This window comes from Bacteriovorax sp. As-1 (assembly GCF_058446905.1).
Genome location: NZ_CP184341.1, coordinates 637721 through 662165, shown reverse-complemented (window position 1 = coordinate 662165; position 24445 = coordinate 637721). Strand labels below are relative to the sequence as shown.

8 protein-coding genes are annotated in these 24445 nt (G+C 41.6%); all 8 read left to right on the top strand.

Features of this window, described 5'->3' with window-relative positions; genetic code table 11:
- Window positions 1-125 precede the first annotated feature (125 nt).
- The 8 genes from ACN20O_RS03315 (at window position 126) to ACN20O_RS03280 (ending at window position 24439) form a co-directional block, all read left to right on the top strand.
- Window positions 126-6854 carry an amino acid adenylation domain-containing protein gene (locus tag ACN20O_RS03315; RefSeq protein WP_491637200.1) on the top strand — a complete coding sequence of 2243 codons (6729 nt, stop codon included), beginning with the start codon at window positions 126-128 and terminating at the stop codon, window positions 6852-6854.
- A gap of 31 nt (window positions 6855-6885) precedes the next feature.
- The gene (locus ACN20O_RS03310) at window positions 6886-15708 is read left to right on the top strand and encodes an amino acid adenylation domain-containing protein (RefSeq protein WP_491637198.1); all 8823 of its coding nucleotides are present in this window, start codon (window positions 6886-6888) and stop codon (window positions 15706-15708) included.
- 12 nt (window positions 15709-15720) lie between these two features.
- Complete coding sequence (locus tag ACN20O_RS03305; protein WP_491637196.1) at window positions 15721-18894, top strand: hypothetical protein; 3174 nt, start codon at window positions 15721-15723, stop codon at window positions 18892-18894.
- Between the two features lie 10 nt (window positions 18895-18904).
- Window positions 18905-19396: a hypothetical protein gene (locus ACN20O_RS03300; RefSeq protein ID WP_491637194.1), complete on the top strand. Its 492-nt coding sequence runs from the start codon at window positions 18905-18907 to the stop codon at window positions 19394-19396.
- On the top strand, window positions 19338-19676 hold the full coding sequence (locus ACN20O_RS03295; protein ID WP_491637192.1) for a hypothetical protein: 339 nt from the start codon (window positions 19338-19340) through the stop codon (window positions 19674-19676). Before ACN20O_RS03300 ends, ACN20O_RS03295 begins: the two co-directional genes overlap by 59 nt.
- Window positions 19677-19794: 118 nt before the next feature.
- Window positions 19795-20760, top strand: a complete 966-nt coding sequence (locus tag ACN20O_RS03290) for a cupin-like domain-containing protein (RefSeq protein WP_491637190.1) — start codon at window positions 19795-19797, stop codon at window positions 20758-20760.
- A 259-nt stretch (window positions 20761-21019) separates the two neighbouring features.
- Window positions 21020-21709 (top strand): sugar transferase, encoded by a 690-nt coding sequence (locus ACN20O_RS03285; protein ID WP_491637188.1) that lies wholly within the window; start codon window positions 21020-21022, stop codon window positions 21707-21709.
- A gap of 291 nt (window positions 21710-22000) precedes the next feature.
- The gene (locus ACN20O_RS03280) at window positions 22001-24439 is read left to right on the top strand and encodes a hypothetical protein (RefSeq protein WP_491637186.1); all 2439 of its coding nucleotides are present in this window, start codon (window positions 22001-22003) and stop codon (window positions 24437-24439) included.
- Window positions 24440-24445 lie beyond the last annotated feature (6 nt).

Genomic DNA, 24445 nt, shown 5'->3' with positions numbered 1-24445 from the left:
TGTCCCCCATTTGGGCATTTTAAAAATCAGTGACTTAGCCTGATAATTTCTGACAATTTTGCTATGAAAATTTTACATTTTCCACACTTTACCGATAAGGGAGTGATGCTTAGTGTTATGATTTAATGATTAATTGTTTAGTCATTCGTGCAATGTTAACCAGGACCCCAGGCTTGTTCATCCATTCGTTATTCGAAAAAACAGCTGATCAAAAAGAGAATGCCATTGCACTGTCGATGGGGGATCGTGCGTGCACTTATCTTGAATTAGAAAAATTATCCAACAAGATTGCTCGTGTTTTAAGAGACAATGGTGTTCAGCCTGGTGATGTTGTTGGTGTCTCGATGAAGCGCTCGTTTGAATTAGTGGCCACAGTGATTGCTATTTTAAAAAACGGAGCTGCTTATCTTCCTCTTGATCCTGAATATCCAGTAGAACGTTTAAAATACATGGTAGCGCATTCGCGCGTTTCACAAATCATTGCTCATGAAACATTCACCAGTATCTTTGCTGACTCTCGCGCAGATGTTTTATGTTTTGAAAAAATGAGTCTCGATACCGCTTCTGAGGAGCGAGTGATTGTTGATGCCAAAAACATTGATCTTGCTTACGTTATTTACACTAGCGGTTCTACCGGAAACCCAAAAGGTGTTTCGATGAACCACCGAGCTCTGGTGAATTTAATCGAATGGCAAAACGAGCAGACGATCAACAAAGAGACGATTACGCTGCAGTTTACTCCGTTAAGTTTTGATGTTCATTTCCAGGAAATGTTCTCGACGCTTTCAATGGGAGGAGAGCTGGTGTTAATCAGCGAAGAAATGCGCCTAGACACTCATGCGCTTTTAAAAGAGCTTATCAAGAAAAACGTCAATCGACTCTTTCTTCCATACGTCGCTCTCAACCATCTTTCTGAAGTGGCCGTTGCTCACAACTTGATTCCTTTGAGTTTAAAGGAAGTGACAACAGCAGGTGAGCAGTTAAAAGTCACATCAAGCATCAGAAGCTTCTTTAAAAAATTAAATGGAGCTTTTTTATACAATCACTACGGACCGAGTGAGTCTCACGTTGTTACAAGCTTAACTCTTGAGGGAAACCCTGACGCGTGGCCTGGACTTCCCACAATCGGAAAAGCGATTAAAAACTCACAGGTGCATATCCTTGATGAAAACCTAAACCCTGTCGCAGACGGAGTGGAAGGGGATTTATATCTCGCAGGAACATGCTTAGCGAACGGCTATCTTCATTCACCGGAACTGACGAGTGAGCGTTTCTTAGACGATGAAAAATTAGGGCGCATTTATAAAACGGGTGACATTGGTTTTGTAAACCCGGAAGGCAACATCGTTTTCCTTGGAAGAAAAGACGGACAAGTTAAAATCAGAGGCTATCGCATTGAGCTTGGAGAGATTGAAGTGTCTCTTCTAAAGCAAAAACATGTTGATGGTGGTGTGGTTAAGGTCGTCGAACTTAACGAAGAAAATGTGATCTGTGCTTACATCACGGGCAATGCTCAAATCGGTGAACTTCGCGAGAAGCTTCGCCAGGAACTTCCTGAGTATATGGTGCCGTCTCATTTCATTAAACTCAAAACTATTCCTCTGACTCCATCGGGGAAGGTGGATTATAAAAACCTTCCGCTTCCAAGCAATGAGAGACCAGATCTTTCAGTGGAGTATGCGGCAGTTGAAAATGAAACTCATGCGAAGCTTTTAAAGCTTTGGACGAAATACTTAAAAATTCAGGGAATCGGTATTGATGACAACTTTTTTGACCTTGGCGGTAACTCGCTGATGGCCATTAAGATTTTAATCGACATCAATCTTGTTTCTGAAAAACAACTGACAGTCGTCGATCTTTTCCAATTGCCAACCATTAGAAAGGTTGCCGCTTTCATGAACAATGAAAGAGATGAGCTCGATGCTCTGTTTGAAAGAGATGACCTGAACACTGGCTTTATCTCAAATGATATTGCTGTTATCGGTATGGCCGGAAGGTTCCCGGGGGCCAAAAACATTGATGAGTTCTGGACGAACCTGATCAATGTAAAGAGCAGCATTGAAATCTTCTCAAAAGATGAAATCAATCCGGATGTCCCAGAAGAAATCTGCAACGATCCAAGCTACGTTTTTGCCGAAGGTGTTTATCCGGGGCAAGAGTCATTTGATAACAAATTTTTTGGGATGACTCCGCGTGAAGCAGAGTTGATGGACCCTCAACAAAGAAAGTTTCTGGAACTTACTCACGAAGGTCTGGAGCTTGCGGGTTATACCTCAGAAAACTTCCAGGGTTCTATCGGTGTATTTGCCGGAATGGGGAACTCGAAATACAACCGTCTGGTAGATCAGTATCCGGAAAAAGTGGCCATGATTGGTGACTTCAACGTTATGCTTGGTCTGGAAAAAGATTATATCGCTACACGTGTGGCCTTTAAACTAAACCTTAGAGGACCTGCGCTTTCAATTCATACAGCTTGCTCAACTTCACTGGTTGCTATCATTGAAGCAGTAAAGAGCTTGCGCCTGAAAAACTGTGACATGGCCCTGGCCGGAGGGATCTCAATTTCTGGAGCTCCTCATACTGGACATTTATTCCAGGAAGGCGGGATCTTAACCAAAAATGGTGAGTGCCGCTCATTTGATAGCGAGGCGACAGGAACAGTCTTTACTGACGGCGGTGGGGTTGTTGTTTTAAAGAGACTCTCTGATGCTCAAAAAGACGGCGATAATATTTTAGCTGTCATTAAAGGTGTTGGGATTAATAACGATGGATCAAATAAGATGAGTTTCACTGCTCCAAGTGTAATGGGGCAAGCTGAAGCCATTCTTCGCGCGCAAAAAGACGCCAATATTACAGCTGACACAATTGGCTTTATTGAAGCTCACGGAACAGCCACTCCAGTTGGAGACCCAATTGAAGTAGAGGCCTTAACTAAAGCTTTTAGAAAATCAACGGCAGCTAAAAATTACTGCTATCTTGGCTCACTAAAATCCAACCTTGGTCACTTAACAGGATCAGCTGGTGTGGCGAGCTTTATGAAAGCTGTAAAGGCGGTGAAGACGGGAATGATTCCGGGAACGGTTCATTTCCACAAACCAAACCCTCTATTAGATTTAGATAATTCTCCTTTTATCATTACGAATGAAACTCGTCCTTTCCCTGAAACGCAGGGGCCAAGAAGAGCGGGGGTTTCTTCGTTTGGTGTTGGGGGAACAAACGCTCACGTGATTATTGAAGAGTATAAAGCAGAGAGCTCAAACTCTATTCATGATCAGAGCCCAACACTCTTTAAGATTTCAGCTAAAACTGAAAAACAAATGAGACTAATGAGAGAAGAGCTTCTGGCCTTCTTACAAAAATCAGACATCACCGAGTGGAAGAAAATTGCTTACACGCTTGAGACGGGAAGAAGGGACTACAAGTTCAGGTCTTTTATTTCGGCAAGCACACATAATGACCTGGCCAAAATCAACGGGACAAACTCAGGGAGTGGAGAGTTCACAAAAACTCCAGAGCTTTATTTTATGTTCCCGGGACAGGGATCACATTATAAGCAAATGGGAAAAGGTCTTTATGAGGCCAACGCAATCTTTAGAGATTTATTCGATCAGTGTTGCACGCTGATTAATAAGCATCTTTCGTACAATATTAAAGACATTATTCTGAGCGAGAGCTCTGAAGAGAACTTAAATAACACTTTCTACTCGCAGCCAGCGATTTTTATCGTCGAGTACTCACTGGCGATGACTCTAAAAGCTTTAGGCCTTAACCCTAAAGGGTTTATCGGTCACAGTATTGGAGAGTTCGTAGCGGCGACAATGAACGGCGTGTTTTCATTAGAAGATGGTCTCCGTGCTATCGCCAAGAGAGCAGAGATCATGCAGTCACTTCCAACAGGAATGATGCTTTCGGTGGGATTGCCTGAAAGTGAATTGCAAAAGCGTCTGGAGACTTTGGAGCTGGACATTGCTGCCGTTAATGGATCAGCTTCATGTGTCGTGGCCGGAGAAACGGCAAAGGTCCTGGCATTTAAAGAAATGCTGGCCTTGGAAGGAATTGCAGCGATTGAGCTTAAAACATCGCACGCCTTCCACTCGCGCATGATGAAGCCAGCGGTTGAAATGTTTGAGACTTTCTTAAAAGGACTGACTCTCAATAAACCAACAACGAGCATGTACTCAACGGTGACGACTAATCTTGAGTCAGATCTGTTTGGGGAAGCTTCGTACTGGGCAAATCATATTGTGGATACGGTGCAGTTTGCCCGTACCATTAATAAGATTTTAGGACAAAAGAATATCCTGCTTCTAGAAGCAGGAACAAAAAATATCCTGACGAATTTGGCAAAGAAAGAGATGAGTTTTGTCTCAGGCTCAGATGCTAAGATCGTCACTCTTATGGGTGCTAAGACTGAAGTAGAAATGGCGTCGTTTAATAAGGCCCTTGGAGACCTGTGGTTATCAGGACTCAAGGTAAGCGATCCATCGATTCAATTTCAAGAAAGCGACAGAAGAAAAGTGATCGCTCCTGTTTATATCTTTGAAGAAAACAGACTGTGGCTTGATCACAAGAAAAAAGTTCTTACTAAAACGTTATATACAAAATCAGAACCCCGCACTGAGGAAAAGCCTATGAACGCAAAATTAACCGCTCTTCAAAACACGCTTGTCGAGATTTTCGAAAGATCTTCTGGAATGGAAGTCGGAAGCTACGGCAATGATGTTACCTTTTTAGAAATGGGAATGGATTCATTGTTTCTTACTCAGGTTGCACTTCTATTAAAGAAAGAATTAAAAGTGAGTATCACTTTCAGGCAATTGATGGAAGATTACGCATCAATTAATCTTTTAGCTAATCACTTAGTTGATAAAGTGGACATTAAGGTTGATGCTCCAGCAGCGGCCGCTCCAGTTTCTGAAGTTCAGATTCCGTCAATCCAGGCGCCTGCTTCTGCAGCAAGTATTGCTCCAGCTCCGGCGGCGCCAGCTCCGATTCAGCAACAAGTGGCCATGCCTGCACCAATGCCAGCACAAAACACTGTGCTCATTCCAACTTTAAGTCCAGCGGCAACATCAACAGGATTAGAATCGATCATCAACCGTCAGCTTGAGTTAATGTCTCAACAGATTATGCTTTTAAGTGGTCAACCAATGGCTGCACTTTCTCCAGCAGCGCAGACAATCACACCTCAAGCGCAAATCCAAATCCCTGCGCCTACAGCTTCACAGGCAATGCCTCCTCAGGCCCCGGCCGCCAAAGAAGAAGCTCCTAAAAAAGGAAAGGTGAGTGTAACGAATGTTAAAGAAGCGTTCGGTGCTCAAGCAAGGATCATTGCAGAGAAAAACTCAGAGCTAAAACTTCTAGAGAATCCAAAAGTTAAAAATTTCTTTAATCAATATATTGCTAAAACAAAAGGCTCAAAGAAATTCACGCAGGACAACCGTGTCAATCACGCTGATCCACGTGTTGTAACGGGTTTTAAGCCAGAGAGTAAAGAAATCGTTTATCCAATCGTTGTGAAGAAATCCTACCTTCAGACTCTTTGGGATTTAGATGACAACAAGTACATCGATATGACTTGTGGTTTTGGTTCTAACTTCTTTGGTAACGGAAACGAAAGAATTAAAAAATACGTTCTCCGCCAGATCGAAGAAGGTATCGAGCTTGGACCTCAGCATCCGTTAGTTGCTGAAGTATCTAACCTTGTTAATGAATTAACTGGAAACGAAAGAACAGCTTTCTGTAACACAGGTTCTGAAGCCGTATTAGGGGCAATGAGAATTGCCAGAACGGTAACAGGAAGAGAGAAGATTATCGTCTTTAGTGGTTCGTACCACGGGATTAACGACGAAGTTATTTTAAGGGGAGCTAAAAACGGAAAGTCTTATCCAGCTGCGCCGGGAATTAACGGTGAAGCGGTTTCTAACATGATAGTGTTAGATTACGGAACACCAGAAGCCCTAGAGACTATCAGAAAAATGGCCCACGAAGTTGCAGCTGTTCTAGTTGAACCAGTACAAAGCCGTCGTTCAGATTTCCACCCGCAAGAGTTCTTAAAAGAAGTGAGAAAGATCACGCTTGAATCTAATACATGTTTAATCTTTGATGAAATCATCACAGGTTTTAGAGTTCACCCAGCTGGAGCTCAAGGGTATTTCGGAATCCGTGCAGACCTTTGTACATATGGAAAGATTGTCGGTGGTGGAATGCCAATCGGTATCGTTTCAGGAAAGACAGAGTACATGGATGCCCTTGATGGTGGACACTGGCAATACGGAGATGAGTCAACTCCAACTGTCGGAGTAACTTATTTCGCAGGTACATTCGTTCGTCATCCATTAGCACTTGCAGCAGCAAAAGGTGCACTGGAAATTCTAAAAGAAGGTGGAGTAGAGCGTCTTGATCAATTGAATAAAAAGGCCCAAAAATTTGTAGACGATTTAAATTTGTTCTTACTGACAGAACAAGCACCAATCAAGATGGATAACTTTGGATCGCTCATGAAACCAAAGTGGAAGTCGGATATTAACGGTGGTGAAATCCTTTTTGCTCTTTTAAGATATAAAGGTGTTCACGTCTATGATGGATTCCCTTGGTTCGTAAACCTAGCGCATACAGATGCGGAGCTGGCAGAAGTTTTAAATGCGTTTAAAGAGTCAGTAAAAGAAATGCAGGCGATGGGACTATTCCCATCGAATAATGCAAATATTGATATCAATCTAGATTCAAAAATTTTCGATCAAAAGGGAGCACCGATGGTCGGAGCAAAGATTGGTAGAGATGAAAAAGGAAACCCTGCCTGGTTCGTTGAAGATCCAGAAAATGCAGGAGAGTACTTCAAGTTAAAAGGATAGAATGGTGTATAAGGACTTGAACGGTGATGGAATGAAAAAAGTCACTTATGATCCATTCGAATCAGGGCCTTTAATCAAGGCCGTGCCATCAACTGAAGCTCAAAGAGAAATTTGGGCTTCAATCGTAATGGATGGGCAGGCGACGTTATGTTATAACGAATCGCTTGCTATTGATTTTGACGGAAACCTTCGTTGTGACGTTTTAAATCTTGCTTATCAGGAATTGATAAAAAAACACGATGCCTTAAGAGCTGCTTTCAGCGCAGACGGTAAAACTTTTTTTGTTAAGGCCTACCAAGACACGCCCATCAAGTATCTTGATTATACCGGTAGAAATAGAAGTGAGCTGGAGACTTTAAAAAGAGCTGAAGTTCAATTTAAATACGACCTGGTTCGCGGGCCTTGTTACCGCGCGACTCTCGTTAAGACATCATCATCAAGTTACACACTTCTTTTCTCCGCTCACCACATTGTTTGTGATGGCTGGTCACTGGCGATTCTATTAACTGAGTTAAGTCAGTTTTATGTGGCCCTTTGTAAAGGGCAGATAGTTGTCCCTGAAACAACACCTCAGTTTGCTGACTTTGCTGTTTATGAATATAGAAATGGATTAAATAGCGAACATAAGTCTTATTGGCTTAATGAATTCAAAACGCCGTTAAAAACAAATAATTTTCCAATCGACTATAAAAGACCAAGCTTCAGGACATTTAATAGCGCCCGCTACGACATGGTTATTCCAGTGGACACAGTCAGAGGAATGAAAAAGCTTGGGAACTCTCAAGGGTGCAGTTTCTACAGCACTTTGATCTCGGTCTTTAATCTTTTACTTTTTAAACTTTCAAAATCTGAAGATATCGTGGTTGGTATGGCCTCGGCCTCTCAGCCGGCGCTGGAGCAAAATGAGTTAATCGGTCACATGGTTAATCTTCTTCCTCTGAGAACGACGATTAAAGAAAACACTCCGTTTAACCAATATATGAAATCGACCAGATCAAAAATGCTGGATGCTTTTGATCATCAGTTCTATTCATATGGACCTCTGGTTAAAGATTTAAATCTTGAACGTGATCCTTCTCAAATGCCGCTTTTAAATGTGGTGTTCAATATTGATCAACAAGCTCCAGATCAGGGGCTCAAGTTTGAGGACGTAAAAGCTTCATATACAACTATTGCCAGAGAGTATGATAACTTTGAAATTTTCATCAATGCTGTAAGCACCGGTGATAAATTAATTTTAGAGTGCCAGTACAATACGAATCTTTTTAGTTTAGCAACGATTGAAAACTGGCTTTCGTCTTACATTGATTTGATGAATCTAGTGATTCACAATTCAACTAAAGGGATTTTGGATTTTAACTTGCCTAATTTAAAAATTCCGTCAGATAAAACTGAAGAAGTTTCAGAGAAAAAGGCAGAGAAGGTCACTAAGCGCCATCCTGATATAGAAGATAAAATTAAGCGCATCTGGACTCAGGTTCTTTTAGACAACGCCATTACCGTAGACGATAACTTTTTTGCCATTGGAGGGCATTCACTCCTGGCCATCGAAGTGGCGGCACTGCTGGAAGGCGAGTTTCAAACACCGATTAATATCCGCCATATTTTTGAACACCCAACAATACTGGAGTTGGGTCAGTATATCGCAGGAACTCTGGAGAAATCGAGAGAGGTTCTGCTTCCTAAAATCACTCCAACCGGGCTTACGACTTTTCCGGTGAGTCATAATCAAAAACAGATTTGGTATATAGAGGAGCTTGATTCTCATACGACCATGCACAATCTTCCTGCCTCAATCAGGGTTAAGAGTGCACTGAATGTAAAAGTTCTGGAAAAAACAATTCAATTCTTAATGAATAGGCACCCATCGCTTAGAACGGCCATCGTTTCTGAAAATGGAGTGCTCAATCAAAAAGTTTATGATGCTCACTTAGTCTCTCATTTTAAGCTTGAGCTTCTGCATGCCACAGAAGAAAACATTCATGCTCTTTTAGATAAAGAGTCAAAGTATGTCTTTAATAAAGAAGAAGCCCCAATGTTCAGGGCTAAGTTGTATCAGCTTGGGCATGAAGATTTTGTCTTCTATTTTATGATTCATCATGCGATTTGGGATGGGTGGAGCTTTGATATTTTCTTTGAAGAGCTCAATGTTGTTTACTCGGCCTTGGTCAGAGGGGAAAATCCTGTTTTTGAAAAAAATCCTGAAGTCTCTTATATTGATTATACGAGCTGGTTAAATAACCATATTGTTCAGGAGAAAATCTCTTCTCAGCTCTCTTTTTGGGAAAATAAACTAAGGGGAACTCTTCCCGTTTTAGAGCTACCACTCGATTACAAACGACCGCTGGTGGCAAATAATCACGGGAAAAGTATTTTCTTTACCCTAACAGCAGATCAGTCAGCGAAACTCAGAAGATACGCTAAAGAGCAGAACTCATCGCTCTTTAATGTCTTTTTGACGGCCTTTAAAGTGACTCTCGCTAGATATGTTGATCAAGAGTCAGATATCAAAGATATTATCGTAGGGATTCCTGTGCGCGGAAGACCTGCTGATGAAGTCATGCAGACGATTGGGTATTTTGTTAATACCTTAACTCTTAGATCGGCCCTGCATCTAGGTCATTCGTTTGAAGAAAACTTAAAAACTGTCACTCAAACCGCTCTTGAAGCATTTGATAATCAGCTTGCACCTTTTCAGATGGTGCTTAATAAAGTGGCGCCGATTAGAGAAAACGGTCACCCTGGTTTATTCCAGACATTCTTTTCTTACCAAGACGTAAGTAACCGTGGAGCGATGTTAAACAACACGGCTTACACTCAAATCAATATTGATAAAGAAGGCGTTCATACTGATTTAGACCTATGGATTAAAGCAAGTGATAAAAAGATTGAAGGGGGATTTGAGTACCGTGTAGATCTTTTTAAGAAAGAAACAATCGAAAGAGTTGAAGAGTGTTTCTTCCATGTTTTAAATGCGCTTTTTGATAATAAGGGCACTGCTCTAAAAAATCTTTCACCGATTCCTCGCCAGCAAGAAACTCTCATCTTAAGAGAGTGGAATAATACAGCGAGCGATATGTCAGGATTTGTTCCTTTCCATAAACTTTTTATGGAAAATGCGAGAATCACCCCTGAGAAGGTGGCGATTGAGACATCGCAAGGCCAGATGACTTATGGTGAGCTGGATAAGTTATCCACTCGCTGTGCAAATAAATTGATGGAGTTGGGCGTTGGCAGAGGAGACCTGGTAGGTATTTCTCTGACCCGAGATTTTCATTTATTAGTTGCTATCTTTGGTGCCTTAAAAGCGGGAGCTGGCTATGTTCCATTAGACCCGGCCTTCCCACAAGAGCGACTAGATTACATGATTGAAAGTGCCCGCCCAAAAGCTCTTCTTTCAGAAGAAAGTCTTGCCCCTCGTTTCTTAAATACAAAAGTGCACCTAGTTTCTGATTTTATTAATAACACTGCACTTGATTACGAGCTGAAAGATGTAAAATCATCCCTTAATGATACGGCCTATGTCATTTACACTTCTGGATCAACTGGAAACCCAAAAGGAGTAGAGTTAGGGCATTTATCAGTGGTCAATTTCCTACTGGCGATGAAGAATAAAAATCTCATGGCCCCTCATGATAAACTTCTGGCCGTCACAACACTAAGTTTTGATATCGCCGTTTTGGAACTTTATCTTCCACTAATCTCCGGCGGAAGCATCTATCTTGCAACCAGTTCAGAAGCGATGGATGGACAAGGTCTAAAGAAGATTCTGGAAACCAAAAATATTTCAGTGATGCAAGCGACTCCATCGACATGGAGATTGCTTCTTGCTTCAGGCTGGAAAGGGGATAAATCGCTTAAGATCCTATGCGGAGGCGAGGCCTTCCCAATTGACCTGGCAAAAACATTAACGCCAATCTGTCTTGAAGTCTGGAATATGTACGGGCCGACAGAGACGACTGTATGGTCGTCTTGTAAGCGCCTTCTTCCAACTGATGAAGTGATCACGATTGGTAGTGGAATTGACAACACTACCTTATACGTCCTTGATGAAAACCATAAACACCGCCCGATTGGAGCGAGTGGAGAGCTTTTCATTGGAGGAATTGGCCTGGCGAAAGGATACTTTGGCAGAAGTGATTTAACTGAAGAGCGTTTTGTTGCAGACCCTTTTATCCCGGGTGCTAAAATGTACGCGACCGGAGACCTGGCGCGCTTTAGAGCAAACGGTGAATTAGAATGCCTGGGCAGAAATGACGGGCAAGTAAAGGTTCGCGGTTACAGAATTGAGCTTGGAGAAATTGAAGCTCAGATTGCAAAACTTGATGGAGTTTTAGAAGCAGCAGCGATCACTAGCGAGTACAGAGCTGGTGACGTGAGAATTGTGGCTTACATTAAGAGCAAGCAGGCACTAGAAGAAAGAAAATTAAGAGAGCAGTTAGTTAAAGTTCTTCCGGCCTATATGATTCCATCGCATTTTATTGCGATTGACGATCTTCCTAAGACCTTAAATGGAAAGATTGATAAAAAGACCTTAACGAAAATGAATGCGGCCAAGATCGCTTCTGGCAACTCTGTTGTAGAAGTCAACTCAACTCAAAAAGTAGAGCCGGCACAAAATCTTAAGAGAAACTTAGAAACAGAAAAAGTGATCAAGGAAGTTTGGTCAAAAATTCTTCATAAAAATGACATCAGTGTTGAAGATAACTTTTTTGCCATCGGTGGACACTCTTTCTATGTCATTGAAGTGGTCTTCCAGTTAAAAAATCTTTTAAAGAGACCTGTTTCAATTAAAGATATTAACGATTACCCGACAATCATGACTCTTGCCAGTCATTTGGAGAAGGCAGCGGCCACAAGTGAAGTGCACCTCCCAGTGATCGCCAAGTCTGATTTAAGTAGCTTTAGCGTCAGCAGAAACCAGCTGCAAATTTGGTTTTTAGAAGGCGTTAATAAATCGACTATTATGCACAATCTTCCAGCGGCAATGCGAGTGAAGTCAAAACTCGATAAAAATGCGCTGGAGAAAACCCTTCATTGCCTGATCGCCAGACACCCGTCTTTTAGAACTGTTTTAAAGATGGAGTCAGGGATGTTGATGCAAAAAGTCCTGGGTGAAAACGAAGCGATATTTAAACCTCGCCTTGAGGTCGTGAAGGCCCGTGAAGATGAGGCCATCAATCAAATTAAAAAAGACGCTAAAGTCCTCTTTGATATTTCAGAAGCACCTCTCTTTAAAGCAAAGCTTTATGAGCTGGGGCATGATGATTATATTTTCTCTTTTGTGGTTCACCATGCAATCTGGGATGGCTGGAGTTTTGAAATCTTCTTTGAAGAGCTAAATACAGCGTATTCGGCCTTGGCAAAAGGTGAAGTGCCACGTTTTAATAAAGATCCTGAAAACACTTATATTGATTACACTGTGTGGCTGGAAAATTTAATTGCCAGCGGCGGTTTAAATCATGAAGTCAATTTCTGGAAAGAGAAACTTTCTCTTCCGCTGCCTGTTTTAGAATTGCCGGCGGATTTCAAGCGACCTTTAGTGGCCTCACATAATGGGGCAAGTATTCCATTTACTCTTTCGGGAGAAAGAGCAAAGTTGGTTCGCGATTACGCTCGAAACCATCAGACATCTGTTTTTAACGTCATACTAACGGCGTTTAAGACAACCATTGCCCGCTATATGGATCAAGAAGACGGAGCAAGTGATGTGATCGTGGGGATTCCGGTGAGAGGACGCCAACACGAGCAAGTCATGCAGACGATCGGTTATTTTGTGAACACGCTGGCCTTAAGGTCAGTGATTGATCATTCAAAATCATTTGAGGAAAACTTAAAAATTGTTTCTAAAAATACGACGGAGTCTCTGGATCATCAGCTTGTGCCATTTCAGGTTATTTTAAACCAGATACCGCAAATTAAAGATGCCAGCCGTTCTCCGGTTTTCCAGACATTCTTCTCATATAAAGACATTACAGAGAGAGTGCCTTTATTAAATGGATCACCTTATTCATTCGTCGAGATTGACCGCGCTTCGACTCATACTGATTTAGATTTATGGATCAATGCCGGAACTGATAAAATTGAAGGTGGCTTCGAATACCGCATCGATCTTTTCAAGCAGGAAACGATTGAGAGATTTGCAGATTGTTTCTTCCATGTTTTAGATGGATTGTTTAAAAATCAAAATATGCCCTTAAAGCATGTTGATTCAATTCCGGTAAAACAACAGGAACTTATCCTAAAAGAGTGGAACAACACTGCCAACGATATGTCGACTTTTGTTCCTTTCCATAAGCTGTTTATGGAAAATGCAAAACGAAATCCGGAAAAGGTTGCAATTGAGACTTCTAAAGGTCAGATGACTTATGGGGAGTTGGATAAATTATCCACTCGCTGTGCAAATAAGCTGATTGAGTCAGGTGTAAAAAGAGGAGACCTGGTCGGTATTTCTCTTACACGCGATTTTCATTTATTAATTGCCATCTTCGGAGCTCTTAAAGCAGGAGCTGGCTATGTTCCTCTAGACCCGGCCTTCCCTCAGGAACGCCTGGATTACATGATTGAGAGCTCTAATCCAAAAGCTCTTATTACAGAAAGTTCACTGGCGTCGCGCTTTTTAATAAAACAAAATCTTTTAACATTAGAATTCATCACCGATCCTAAATACGATTATGAATTAAAAGATGTTGGAAGTTCACTCGAAGATACGGCCTACGTTATCTATACTTCAGGTTCAACCGGAAAACCAAAAGGTGTTGAACTAGGACATTTATCAGTCATCAATTTCCTATTGGGAATGAAACATAAGAACTTGATGAAAAATGACGACAAACTTCTGGCCGTCACAACCCTAAGTTTTGATATCGCCGTTTTGGAACTTTATCTTCCACTAATTTCTGGAGGAACTGTCTATCTGGCAACTAGTTCGGAAGCAATGGACGGACAAGCTCTAAAGAAGATTCTGGAAACCAAAAAGATTTCAGTGATGCAAGCGACTCCATCGACATGGAGATTGCTTCTTGCTTCAGGCTGGAAAGGGGATAAATCGCTTAAGATCCTATGCGGAGGCGAGGCCTTCCCAATTGACCTGGCAAAAACATTAACGTCAATCTGTCTTGAAGTCTGGAATATGTACGGGCCGACAGAAACGACTGTATGGTCCTCTTGTAAGCGCCTTCTTCCAACTGATGAAGTGATCACGATTGGAAGTGGAATTGACAACACAACTTTATACGTCCTTGATGAAAACCATAAACACCGCCCGATTGGAGCGAGTGGAGAGCTTTTCATTGGAGGAATTGGCCTGGCTAAAGGATACTTCGGCAGAAGTGATTTAACTGAAGAGCGTTTTGTTGCAGACCCTTTTATCCCGGGTGCTAAAATGTACGCGACCGGAGACCTGGCGCGCTTTAGAGCAAACGGAGAATTAGAATGCCTGGGCAGAAACGACGGACAAGTAAAGGTTCGCGGTTACAGAATTGAGCTTGGAGAAATTGAAGCTCAGATTGCAAAACTTGATGGAGTTTTAGAAGCAGCAGCGATCACTAGCGAGTACAGAGCTGGTGACGTGAGAATTGTGGCTTACATTAAGAGCAAGCAGGCACTAGAAGAAAGAAAATTAAGAGAGCAGTTAGTTAAAGTTCTTCCGGCCTATATGATTCCATCGCATTTTATTGCGATTGACGATCTTCCTAAGACCTTAAATGGAAAGATTGATAAAAAGACCTTAACGAAAATGAACGCAGTCAAGATCGCAGAAAATACTCCGGTTGAAATGCAGCCATTAGCTCAAACTAAAGTGAGTGAAGGCGCGAGCGTTCAGGATGAGTTTGATACATTTATGAAAAAGACCTGGATGGATGTCTTGGGCATTAGTGATTTAAAGGCGAATGATAACTTCTTTGATGTCGGCGGAAACTCGCTTCTTGCCGTTCAAATGTACGCTAAGATTTCTGAGAAATATAACCTTGATCTTCCACTGGCCTTGTTGATTGAAGCTTCTAGTTTTGAAAAATTTAAAACAAGTGTTTACAGTAAAATTGAAAAGACAACTGTGCCTGTCTATGAGTCAGCGGCCAATGTAATGCCTCAGACGCTTCAAATTTATAAGTCATTGGTCATCATTAAAGCTTCAGGAAAGAAAAATCCATTCTTCTGTTTTCACGGAGTGGGTGGGAATGTTCTGAATTATATTACCTTAATGCCGGCAGCAAAAAATGACAGACCTTTAATGGCCTTGCAGTCGGTAGGTCTTCTAAATGCTAATGATCTTCCATTGCAGACCATTGAAGAGATGGCCCGTGCTTACGTTAGAGAAATCAGGCTTATTCAGCCAGAAGGACCTTATCTACTTGCAGGTGGATCAATGGGGGGCATGGTGGCCTTTGAAGCAGCGATTCAGTTGATGGATGCCGGTGAAAAAATTGAAAAGCTTATTATGTTCGATACTTTTGGACCTAATTTAGATCTGCAAAACTATGTCGCAAAAGACGAGCGCACTTTTCTTGAAAAAGTAAAAAGTGCATTGCTGATAAAGTCAAAGAAGTTCTTCCTAAATTCTCAAATAGCTGTTTGGAGATTTTTTGGAAAGCTTCCGCCTCTGCCTGCTTTACTGCATGAAATTGAGTCAACGAACTATAGGGCCCTTTGGAAGTATTATCCTAAAAAACGCTACGAAGGTGATATTGACCTGATTCGCGCTAATGTCGAGAATGTGGGATGGTATAGCGATCCTCTACTTGGATGGGATGGTATTGTGAAAGGAGAAATTCGCACTTATGAAATTTCGGCCTCACATGAAAAATTCATCGAGAGCCCGGAGCTGATTGAAGTCTTAAAAAAATTAATTTAATCTACATATACTATGAAAACAAAGTATTTACTCTCATCGGTTTTGAGTTTTTCTCTTTTAGTCGGATGCGCTTACTCTAAAAGCTTCAGCTTCACTCCTAAGGAGCCGCAGTGGAGTTTTTATGGGGAAGGTTCCGGCGCTTATGTCACAGACCAGGGACGCGGCAAAGAGACAGGTAGTCTTTGGCTTTCGACAGATTGGGGAGAAAGCGAAACAGCGTATTTTACCTGGAATGACCTTTCGCCGGGCATTTATAAAGTCATTACATATGTCAGAGCAAAAGATGTACAAAAAGGCGCAGAAGGAGCTTCTTTCTGGCATTTTTACGACGGCGGCTTCGGTACAGTGTCACCATTTATGGATTTAAGTGGAGACTACGACTGGAGGAAAATCGAATACACTATAAAAGTTAAAGCATCAGACCTGACGGTCTGGTTTCGTTTGAAATCTCCCGGGCAGATTTGGGTAGACGACTTCTACCTTGAGAAAGTTGAAAGCGGCAGTGATAAGGTTTCTGTTGAAGCACCTGTACCTTTAGTTCTGGGGCAGGAAAAAAGATACATCTCCAAAACTCAGGCAAAAAAAACTCTTTATAATTTTGACAAAAGTGAATCCGGACATCCTTTTGATTTAAAGAATAAAGCGGGGACATTTACTCCGCAAAAGTTTTTTAATTTTAAAGTTGATAAAATGCCGGTTAAAGACTGGTCAGCTTACGATCGCATTGAAATGGATGTCTTTAATCCAAATGACAATTACACTGACTTCTACCTGACGTTGGCCGATAATCAGACGACAAATTACTGGTCTCAGGTTAATCATAAGTCAACGCTTGCTCCGGGCTGGAACAAACTCAATTTTTCACTCACGCAATTTGTAGGAGAGAGAGGGTCTCATCGTTTCAACCGTTCGGTAAATTTAAGCAAGCTGGAAAAGATATTTATCGTCATTGACCCGGATTCAAAAAGCACTTTTGAGAAGAAAGATTTTTTAATTGATAATATTTCATTGGTCTCAAATCCTATGCCGGCCATTCCAGAAGGTGTAAAGTCCTTCGACTTTACTTCTCACAAGGCCAATAACAACACTAATCTGACTCAGGTAACGACACAAACAGCTTATAATGATCAACGTGGATATGGTTTTGTTGAGCCTAAGTTTTGGCGAGTCGAAGACTCTCAATATGCCAGTGAAATGTTGAGACATACGATTGGAATTTTAGGTGGGCACTTTAGAGTGAAACTTCCAAACGGAAAATATCAGATGAATCTGGTGGTTGATAAGCTGGGATACTGGGATGTTCCTTTCTGGTCAGACCGAACTGTCTATGCCAACGGAGCGCCAGTCTTTAAAGAAACTCGCGGGTCTGCTTCTGATTTTGTCAGCGATCTGCTGCGTTTTGAAAGTATCACTCCTGAGCCGTTTGATCATCCTTACGACCTTTATTTATCAAAAGTGTTTCACACAATTGATAAAACAGTAGAAGTTTCTAATGGAATTCTTGACCTTGAATTTGAAGGGGATGCGACAGGTGTATCTTTAAACTCACTGGTGCTTTGGAACAAAAATGCCGATGTTCAGGGGCTGGCCTATAAGAGTGCTCTGGAAAAAAGAAACAAGCAGGAATTTGATTGGATGACTCATTCTATTGCCAAGAATGAGGTAGTAAATCCTGCACAAAAATTCCAAGCAGTCATTGTTGAGCCTGATCTTTACTTAAATCCAGTAGCAGTTAAGAAAGCTTCCGGGACTTCTTTATTGTTTCAAGGTGGCGCCGGAGATACTCCTTATCAACTGTTACAGTTAACGGCCGGAAGTGCAAATGATGAAAAATTAAGCTGGAGCTTTAGCGATTTTACCAACGGAAAAGGTGAAAAAATTAAAGGCTCAGAAGTGCGTGTCAGTGATCTGGTGTTTCAATACACATCACCGGACATCAACCACGAGACCTATCTTTTAACCGGAAAATACTTAAGGCCGATGAGCGATGTTTCTGTCGTGGTCAAAAAAGGACAGAATAAGTACTTATGGCTTCAGGTGAAATTGAGCGATAAAACTCCTAAAGGGATTTTTAAAGGAACTGTTATTATCCATAAAGGCAGTGAACAAATTAGTCTTCCAACGGAAATTGCTGTTTTAAGTTATTCTCTTCCTAAAATTGAATTTCCAGTAGGTTTTTTCGGACTGGATCCTCTGCCGTATAGCTATTATCCACGCGGGGGCTATAACGAAATCAGAAAGAAGTACCGCCATATGGCCTTAAATAAGCTTGGTGAGGCGGGCTTTACAACTTTTACAGGTCTTCCTGAAGATATTTCGGATTTAAATGATCTTTTTAAAGAAAGTGCCAAGTGGGGAATTGATACAGTTTATTCTTACGGCGGACAATTTCCTCAATCAATGATTGATCTCAACAAGAAGCCTGCTGGAATGTCAGACGATGATTATTTCGCCAAATCGGCTTCAGATTTAAAATCGTTAATGAGCAAAAAAGAATGGCCAAAAATCGTTCACACCTTCAGTGATGAGGCCGGAGGTTATTCGGATAAAATAGCTTCTGATATTGAGCTGGCCAAAAAATTAAACAAGCATTTCCCTTTTATGCCATTGGGAGGATTTGGATCATTCCACGGTGGAGACTCGGCAAAACTGAATAGCTATTTTACTTATGGCTTTTATTCCAGCCTTTCAAAAGGTGATATTTCAAGATTAAAAGACAACCGTCTTCGCTGGGGATTTTATAATGCTTCGGCAGCCAACCTAGATGACCCGCGCTTTTCTTTTGGATTGGGATTATATATCGCCCGCTTAAACGGCTTATCTCAATACTTAGAGTGGCATGCAAATGCAGTTAACAATTATCCATATTACGACTTTGACGGAAGGGAAGCAGATGTGGTTATGTTCTATCCGACCAAAGATGGAAAGCTCTTATCTGCTCTTAGATTTGAACTTGCCACTGAAGGATTGCATGCTTTTAAAAAACTTAAAGTTTTAGAAGAGGCGATTGCAAATAATTCAGGACCAAGAGAGGCTCTTAACTCTGCTAAGTCCTGGCTGGATGCTCTTAAACGCGAGAATTATTTTTATTCTTCGACGACTTTTATGAGCAATAAGAAAAATAGTTTCCGCGATTTTGAATCGCAGTTAAATGGGCATTTAAGAAATATATTTTTGAAAAAATAGGGCAAGGACAATGAAGAGTTTTAAATGTTTCGCAGGGGATTTTGAGAACTTTAAACTAGACCGCGGACCGTTTGAGTTTCGCCATACAATGGCGGATCACCCGGCCCTAACTATCGAGAGCATTTCTAAAATTCTTCAAGAACTTCCCAAAGACAAGGTGATGTTTTCAAAAGGGCTTAACGACTTAGGAGTCAACTTTGACGATGCCTTGGATAACGATACAAAAAAACTCGATCTAAATGAGATCATTGAAACCATCAGGACTTCTAACTGTTACATTGCCGCCAGAAATCTGGAGCTGCATCCATCTTTTAAAGAACTTTATGGAGATTTACTGGCGGATATCAGTGAACTGCTCAAGTTAAATAAAACGGGTAACAAGGTATTGGAGCCCATGATCTGGCTCTTTATTGCTTCTCCTAATGCCATAACTCCTTTTCATTTTGACCGCTCTTCTAATTCCTTGGCGAGAGGAGCTCGATCGTTTTGCTCACAAATTTAATTTTAAGGCCGGAGATGCCGTTCATGTTCCTTTTGTCTCTGGTCACTACGTAAAAAATGGGCCGGAGGACATTTCAATTACTATGTCGATTTTCTTCCACTCAAATGAGACGATGAAATGGACAGGTGCCATGAAGCTCAATAATAGGCTTAGACGTTTTGGACTAAAACCCAAGGCCGTGGGGAACTCACCCCTTGTTGACAGGCTAAAAGCAGGCCTTTTCCCGGCGGTAGACGGGATGTTTATCGTGGCCAAGAAGATCCTGGTGCTCTTTTTCTAGTTTCAGGCCTTTAGTCTAGTAAACTTTTACACTGTTTTTTGTTTGGGCTGGCATTCAATCCTGAAGGACGCTATAAACCTACATCCATATTTTTAACCGAGGTATAGTGATGAAGGACATGAAGTGTTTAAAGGGTGCTATTGATCCAAAAAATCTGGATCAACAGTCTTTCGAATTTACTCACAACCTCGCTAATCATCCTGCACTGACATTTGAAAACCTTTCAGAAGTGATCACTTCTCTTCCAGAAGAGAAGGTGATGTTTTCAAAGGGACTAAGCAATCTAAAAACAGATTTCGAACATATTTTGAGAGAAGGAAAAAAAGGTTTTGATTTAAACGAAGTCATCGAAAATATTAGAACTGGAAGCGCTTATATTGCAGTTAGAAATCCAGAGTTACACCCTTCATTTAAAAGCTTATTTGAAAATATCTGCCACGATGTTGGTGTTTTAATGAAAAAAAATGGCACAGGAACAAAGCCACTTGAGCCAATGTTGTGGCTCTTCATTGCTTCGCCAGGAGCAGTGACTCCTTTTCACTTTGACCGCTATTCAAACTTTATTTTCCAAATTCGCGGCAGTAAAGAGCTCGCTGTATTTCCTCCAAGAGTAGAGGGGATTATTCCTCATAAAGAACTTGAATCCTACATGGACCACAAAAACAGTGTTCAGGAATGGACGGAGGAAAAAGATAAGTCTGCACATAAGTATAATTTTAAGAGTGGTGAAGCCGTTCATATCCCTTTTACTTCAGGTCATTACGTAAAAAATGGCCAAGATGATATCTCGATTACCATTTCAATTTTTTATCACACAGATGAAACATTGATGTGGAGTAATGCGATGAAGTTCAACCATCGCATGAGACGACTTGGAATTACTCCAAAAGCAGTAGGAACTAACCCGGTCCTTGACCGCCTGAAGGCCTATGTCTGTCTTCCTATTATGGATGGATTATATGCTCTTAAAGAGAAACTCCGCACTAGAAGTTACGCCTCTGGCAGCGTGGTTATTGGCCAGCTAGGGCTGTTAAATATCTGCGGGATCGACGCAATTGCGGTCCTTGACACGCTATTGTTGTAGAAAAAAATCCGTATTCCTTTTGCTATATGGGGCAAACTTTCTAAGTGCCCCTAAAGCCCATCTTTGTCTAAATTTTATAAAGGTTCATAAGTTCTTTGAGTGCAGAGCGTCCTCTAAAAGTTATCCACATGGTACTAAGTTTGCTCCATGCCTTAGTAATTATTACTGGGTCGATCATTAATTTGGCCACTCAGAAAGTGATTATGGTATTTAAGTGGCCATAAAAAATGAGTACGCAAATCCTTTGATTGGAGCGAGTATGAGTAATTTAGCGGTATCAAGCAATGGAACTTTAGACATTGAAAAATTTGATATGAAGAACTTTTTTTATACGGAAAGTTACTTATTCAAACACCTGACGATGGGAGAGAAGACAGTCACTATTTTTGAAGCGGCCTTCGCTATTTTTCTTCTGGCACTTTTTGCACCAATCATGATCGTTGTAGCAGCTGCTATCAAAGTCAGCATGGGTGGAAAAATTCTTTATTCACAAACGAGAGTCGGAAAAGACGGAAAGAATTTTTCAATTTATAAATTCCGCACAATGATTGAAAATGCAGAAGCAGAGACAGGTGCTATTCTTGCTTCAAAGAACGACCCAAGAATCACAACTCTTGGAAAGTTTCTTCGTGCGAGTCACTTGGATGAACTTCCACAATTGTTGAATGTTCTTAAAGGCGATATGTCTTTTGTTGGCCCTCGTCCAGAAAGACCAGAGTTCGTAGAAATTTATGAAAAAGAAATCGTGAAATACACTCGTCGTCGCGAAGTAAAACCTGGTATTACAGGTCTTGCACAAATCTGTCTTCCATACGATGCGACAGCTAGCGAGAAGATCCAGTACGATGTTTATTACATCGATCAAAGACACTCTGTCGTGTTTAACATTTTGATCAGCTACTATACGGCCATCAAAATGGTGTCATTCATGAAGTTCTTAAAAAATTAATTTCGTAATCTATTTAAATACAGACATTTTAAATGACCTTGAAAAAGCCTCTCTTTCGGGAGGCTTTTTGTTGTCTGAACTCTTAAAACTAACCTATAGAAATGCTTCGCATTTCTTCAGCCAATTTATGCCTCAAAAAATTGTCACTTTGGAGTCATTCTGACTCCGTTAAATAAATGCCCTATGTAGGCAGAATCTGCCAGATTTTTATGATGCTCATAAGCATGCTCCTTTTGCAGATAAAATTTGAAAATGTCTCTCTTATTTACCTGCAAATTAACGGAGAAGTTCATGATGTACTTACCTCGTAAGCAATTATTGCTTTGTCTTTTATCTCTCTTTGTTATTTTTTCTTGTAAACAAAGTGATTCAGGAAATGGTGGAGGATCAACACCTACTGAAACAACTGGTGGTGGTGGAGTCATTGAAGAACATACCAACACTTCAGGATTTGTTTTTAAGACCCTCTCCGAGTATCAATTTCCAGATGATCCTAATACACACATCTATGAACCGCGCGGGATCGGCGGTGGTGGAGCGATGAGTGGTTTTTCCATCTCTCCTTATAGTTCATTATGGTTTGTTGGAACGGACATGGGGACACTCTTTAGGAGTATCAATAGAGGTCTCTCATGGATTCCTGTGAATCATTTTCAGACAACCTATTCATCTGATCTAGACAGCGCTGTCGGAATTGGTTTTTCTCCAGATACTGACATTGTCTTTCATGCTCCGGCCGGAAGAACGCCGATGAGAAGTGAAGACGCCGGTGTGACATGGTCTCGCATTACGGCCTTTGCTTTAACGAGTGGAGAAAAAATTAAGTACTGGCGAGCAAATAGTTACGAAGCCAATTACATGTACGCTGGAACAACGACTGGTCTTTGGCAAAGCCGTGATGCCGGAGTGACATGGGCCAAGCTTTCTGGAGTTTCGGGAGAGGCGCGCGGAACATATATTGATTACCATACAGACGGTCACATTATTTATCACGCAACTCCAACTGGGATTTGGAAATCTGTTAACCAGGGATCAAGTTTCAGCCGCGTTTATCTTCCTTCTGGATCAACTCAAATCAGAGCGTTCACGGCCGGACGTGATGAGAACAAAATCACATTTGCTTTTATCGATAACAATGGTGCAAGTGCTTGTTCATCAGTTGCTGGTTTTGCCAACGACTGGGGCGCAACCAGCATGAATGCTCATTACGCTCACTGCGGTTATGTTTGGATTGGTAACGAATCAATGTCATTCACCAGAACAAATAAAGAAGGTGGTGACTATATTAAGATGGCCGAAAACAATTCCAACATTATCGTTGTTACAGGATCGACTGAGTGGATTCGCCAGTACGGTACAAAAGTCTGGAAGAGCACAGACGCCGGAGCAAGCTGGACGCTAAAACTTAATCAATACAATTATGACGTCACTCCGTATGCGCCATGGGGACAAGACAAACTGGAATACAGTGCTGCCGCCTTAGATATTGGATGGGATGATAGTGGATATGAAAGTTTTGATTTGCACTTAAGATCAGCGGCCACGATGGGAGGAACTGGCTATTACTTCCTTCACACATCTAAAAATGGCGGAGACTTCTGGAATGCTCCTTTTACCAAATACGCTGACACTGGAACCAGAGCAAAAGGCAAGAAGTGGAAGTCTACAGGATTAGAAGTCACTAGTGTCTACCGTTTTAAATTTCACCCGACTAATTCGCAAATTGGTTATGCGGCCATGGCCGATATGGGCGGGATGATGACAGAAGATGGTGGGAAGACTTATAGAATCACCAAAGTCGCTTATAACAGCAACTACGATTATGCTTTTGACCCGAACAATGACCAAGTGGTTTTTGCAGTTTCAGGATCACAACACGATTATCCAATGGAGTGGCATGCAAACGCGGCCAGTGGTGATGAAGGAGGAGTTTATAAGTCGAGCAACAGAGGTGTGAGTTGGACGAGGTTATCACCTAATAACTCAACTTTTAATCGTCAGTTTCTTTCAATTGGGTATGATGATAATACAAATACGATTTATGCTGGAGCTCATGGTTCTGGTATCGCGAGAAGCACGGATGGAGGATCTTCTTGGTCCTTTTTTAATACTGGTCTTCCGGCCGGAGATAAAATCATTCCACAAATTGAAGTGGACCCGGACACTGGCGGAGTCTACGCTCTGGTGACGGGAAATGCCCCTAGCTTCACGAATCAGGCGAGCACCGGGATTTATTACCTGGCCCCAGGTGGATCGTCGTGGACGCTTTTAAGAGGGACAGTCTACCGTCCAGCAGGAGTGGATACAAACACTAAGCTTTGGTATTACCCGACGGCCTTTGCTGTAGATTTCTCTAATGGAAGCAATAGAGGAACACTTTATTTGGTAGACTACGAAAACAACTCAAACTGGCTGGCGACAGGAGTTTGGAAGAGTACAGATAGAGGAGCGACATGGAGCCGCCAGATGCAGTTTACCCACCCAACTTCGGTGACTCTAGATCAGGAAGACCCTTCATCAGTTTACGTGAGCGGGCTGCACACGGTTGATGGAACCTGGGGGAACGGAGGAATGTATTACACTTCTAACGGCGGGGCGAGCTGGAAGAAGAATACAATTCCTGCATACCAATCTAATGCAAGATCGGCTACCATAGATCCAAACGACAGAACTCAACTGTTCTACACATTTTTTGGAAGTGCGATGCTTTATGGACCACGCCCGCAATAATCTTTT

What these genes read in the sequence shown, in the direction of transcription:
- ACN20O_RS03315 (WP_491637200.1), top strand. Translation starts at nt 126, where the DNA reads ATGATTAATTGTTTAGTCATTCGTGCAATGTTAACCAGGACCCCAGGC.
- ACN20O_RS03310 (WP_491637198.1), top strand. Translation starts at nt 6,886, where the DNA reads ATGAAAAAAGTCACTTATGATCCATTCGAATCAGGGCCTTTAATCAAG.
- ACN20O_RS03305 (WP_491637196.1), top strand. Translation starts at nt 15,721, where the DNA reads ATGAAAACAAAGTATTTACTCTCATCGGTTTTGAGTTTTTCTCTTTTA.
- ACN20O_RS03300 (WP_491637194.1), top strand. Translation starts at nt 18,905, where the DNA reads ATGAAGAGTTTTAAATGTTTCGCAGGGGATTTTGAGAACTTTAAACTA.
- ACN20O_RS03290 (WP_491637190.1), top strand. Translation starts at nt 19,795, where the DNA reads ATGAAGTGTTTAAAGGGTGCTATTGATCCAAAAAATCTGGATCAACAG.
- ACN20O_RS03285 (WP_491637188.1), top strand. Translation starts at nt 21,020, where the DNA reads ATGAGTAATTTAGCGGTATCAAGCAATGGAACTTTAGACATTGAAAAA.
- ACN20O_RS03280 (WP_491637186.1), top strand. Translation starts at nt 22,001, where the DNA reads ATGATGTACTTACCTCGTAAGCAATTATTGCTTTGTCTTTTATCTCTC.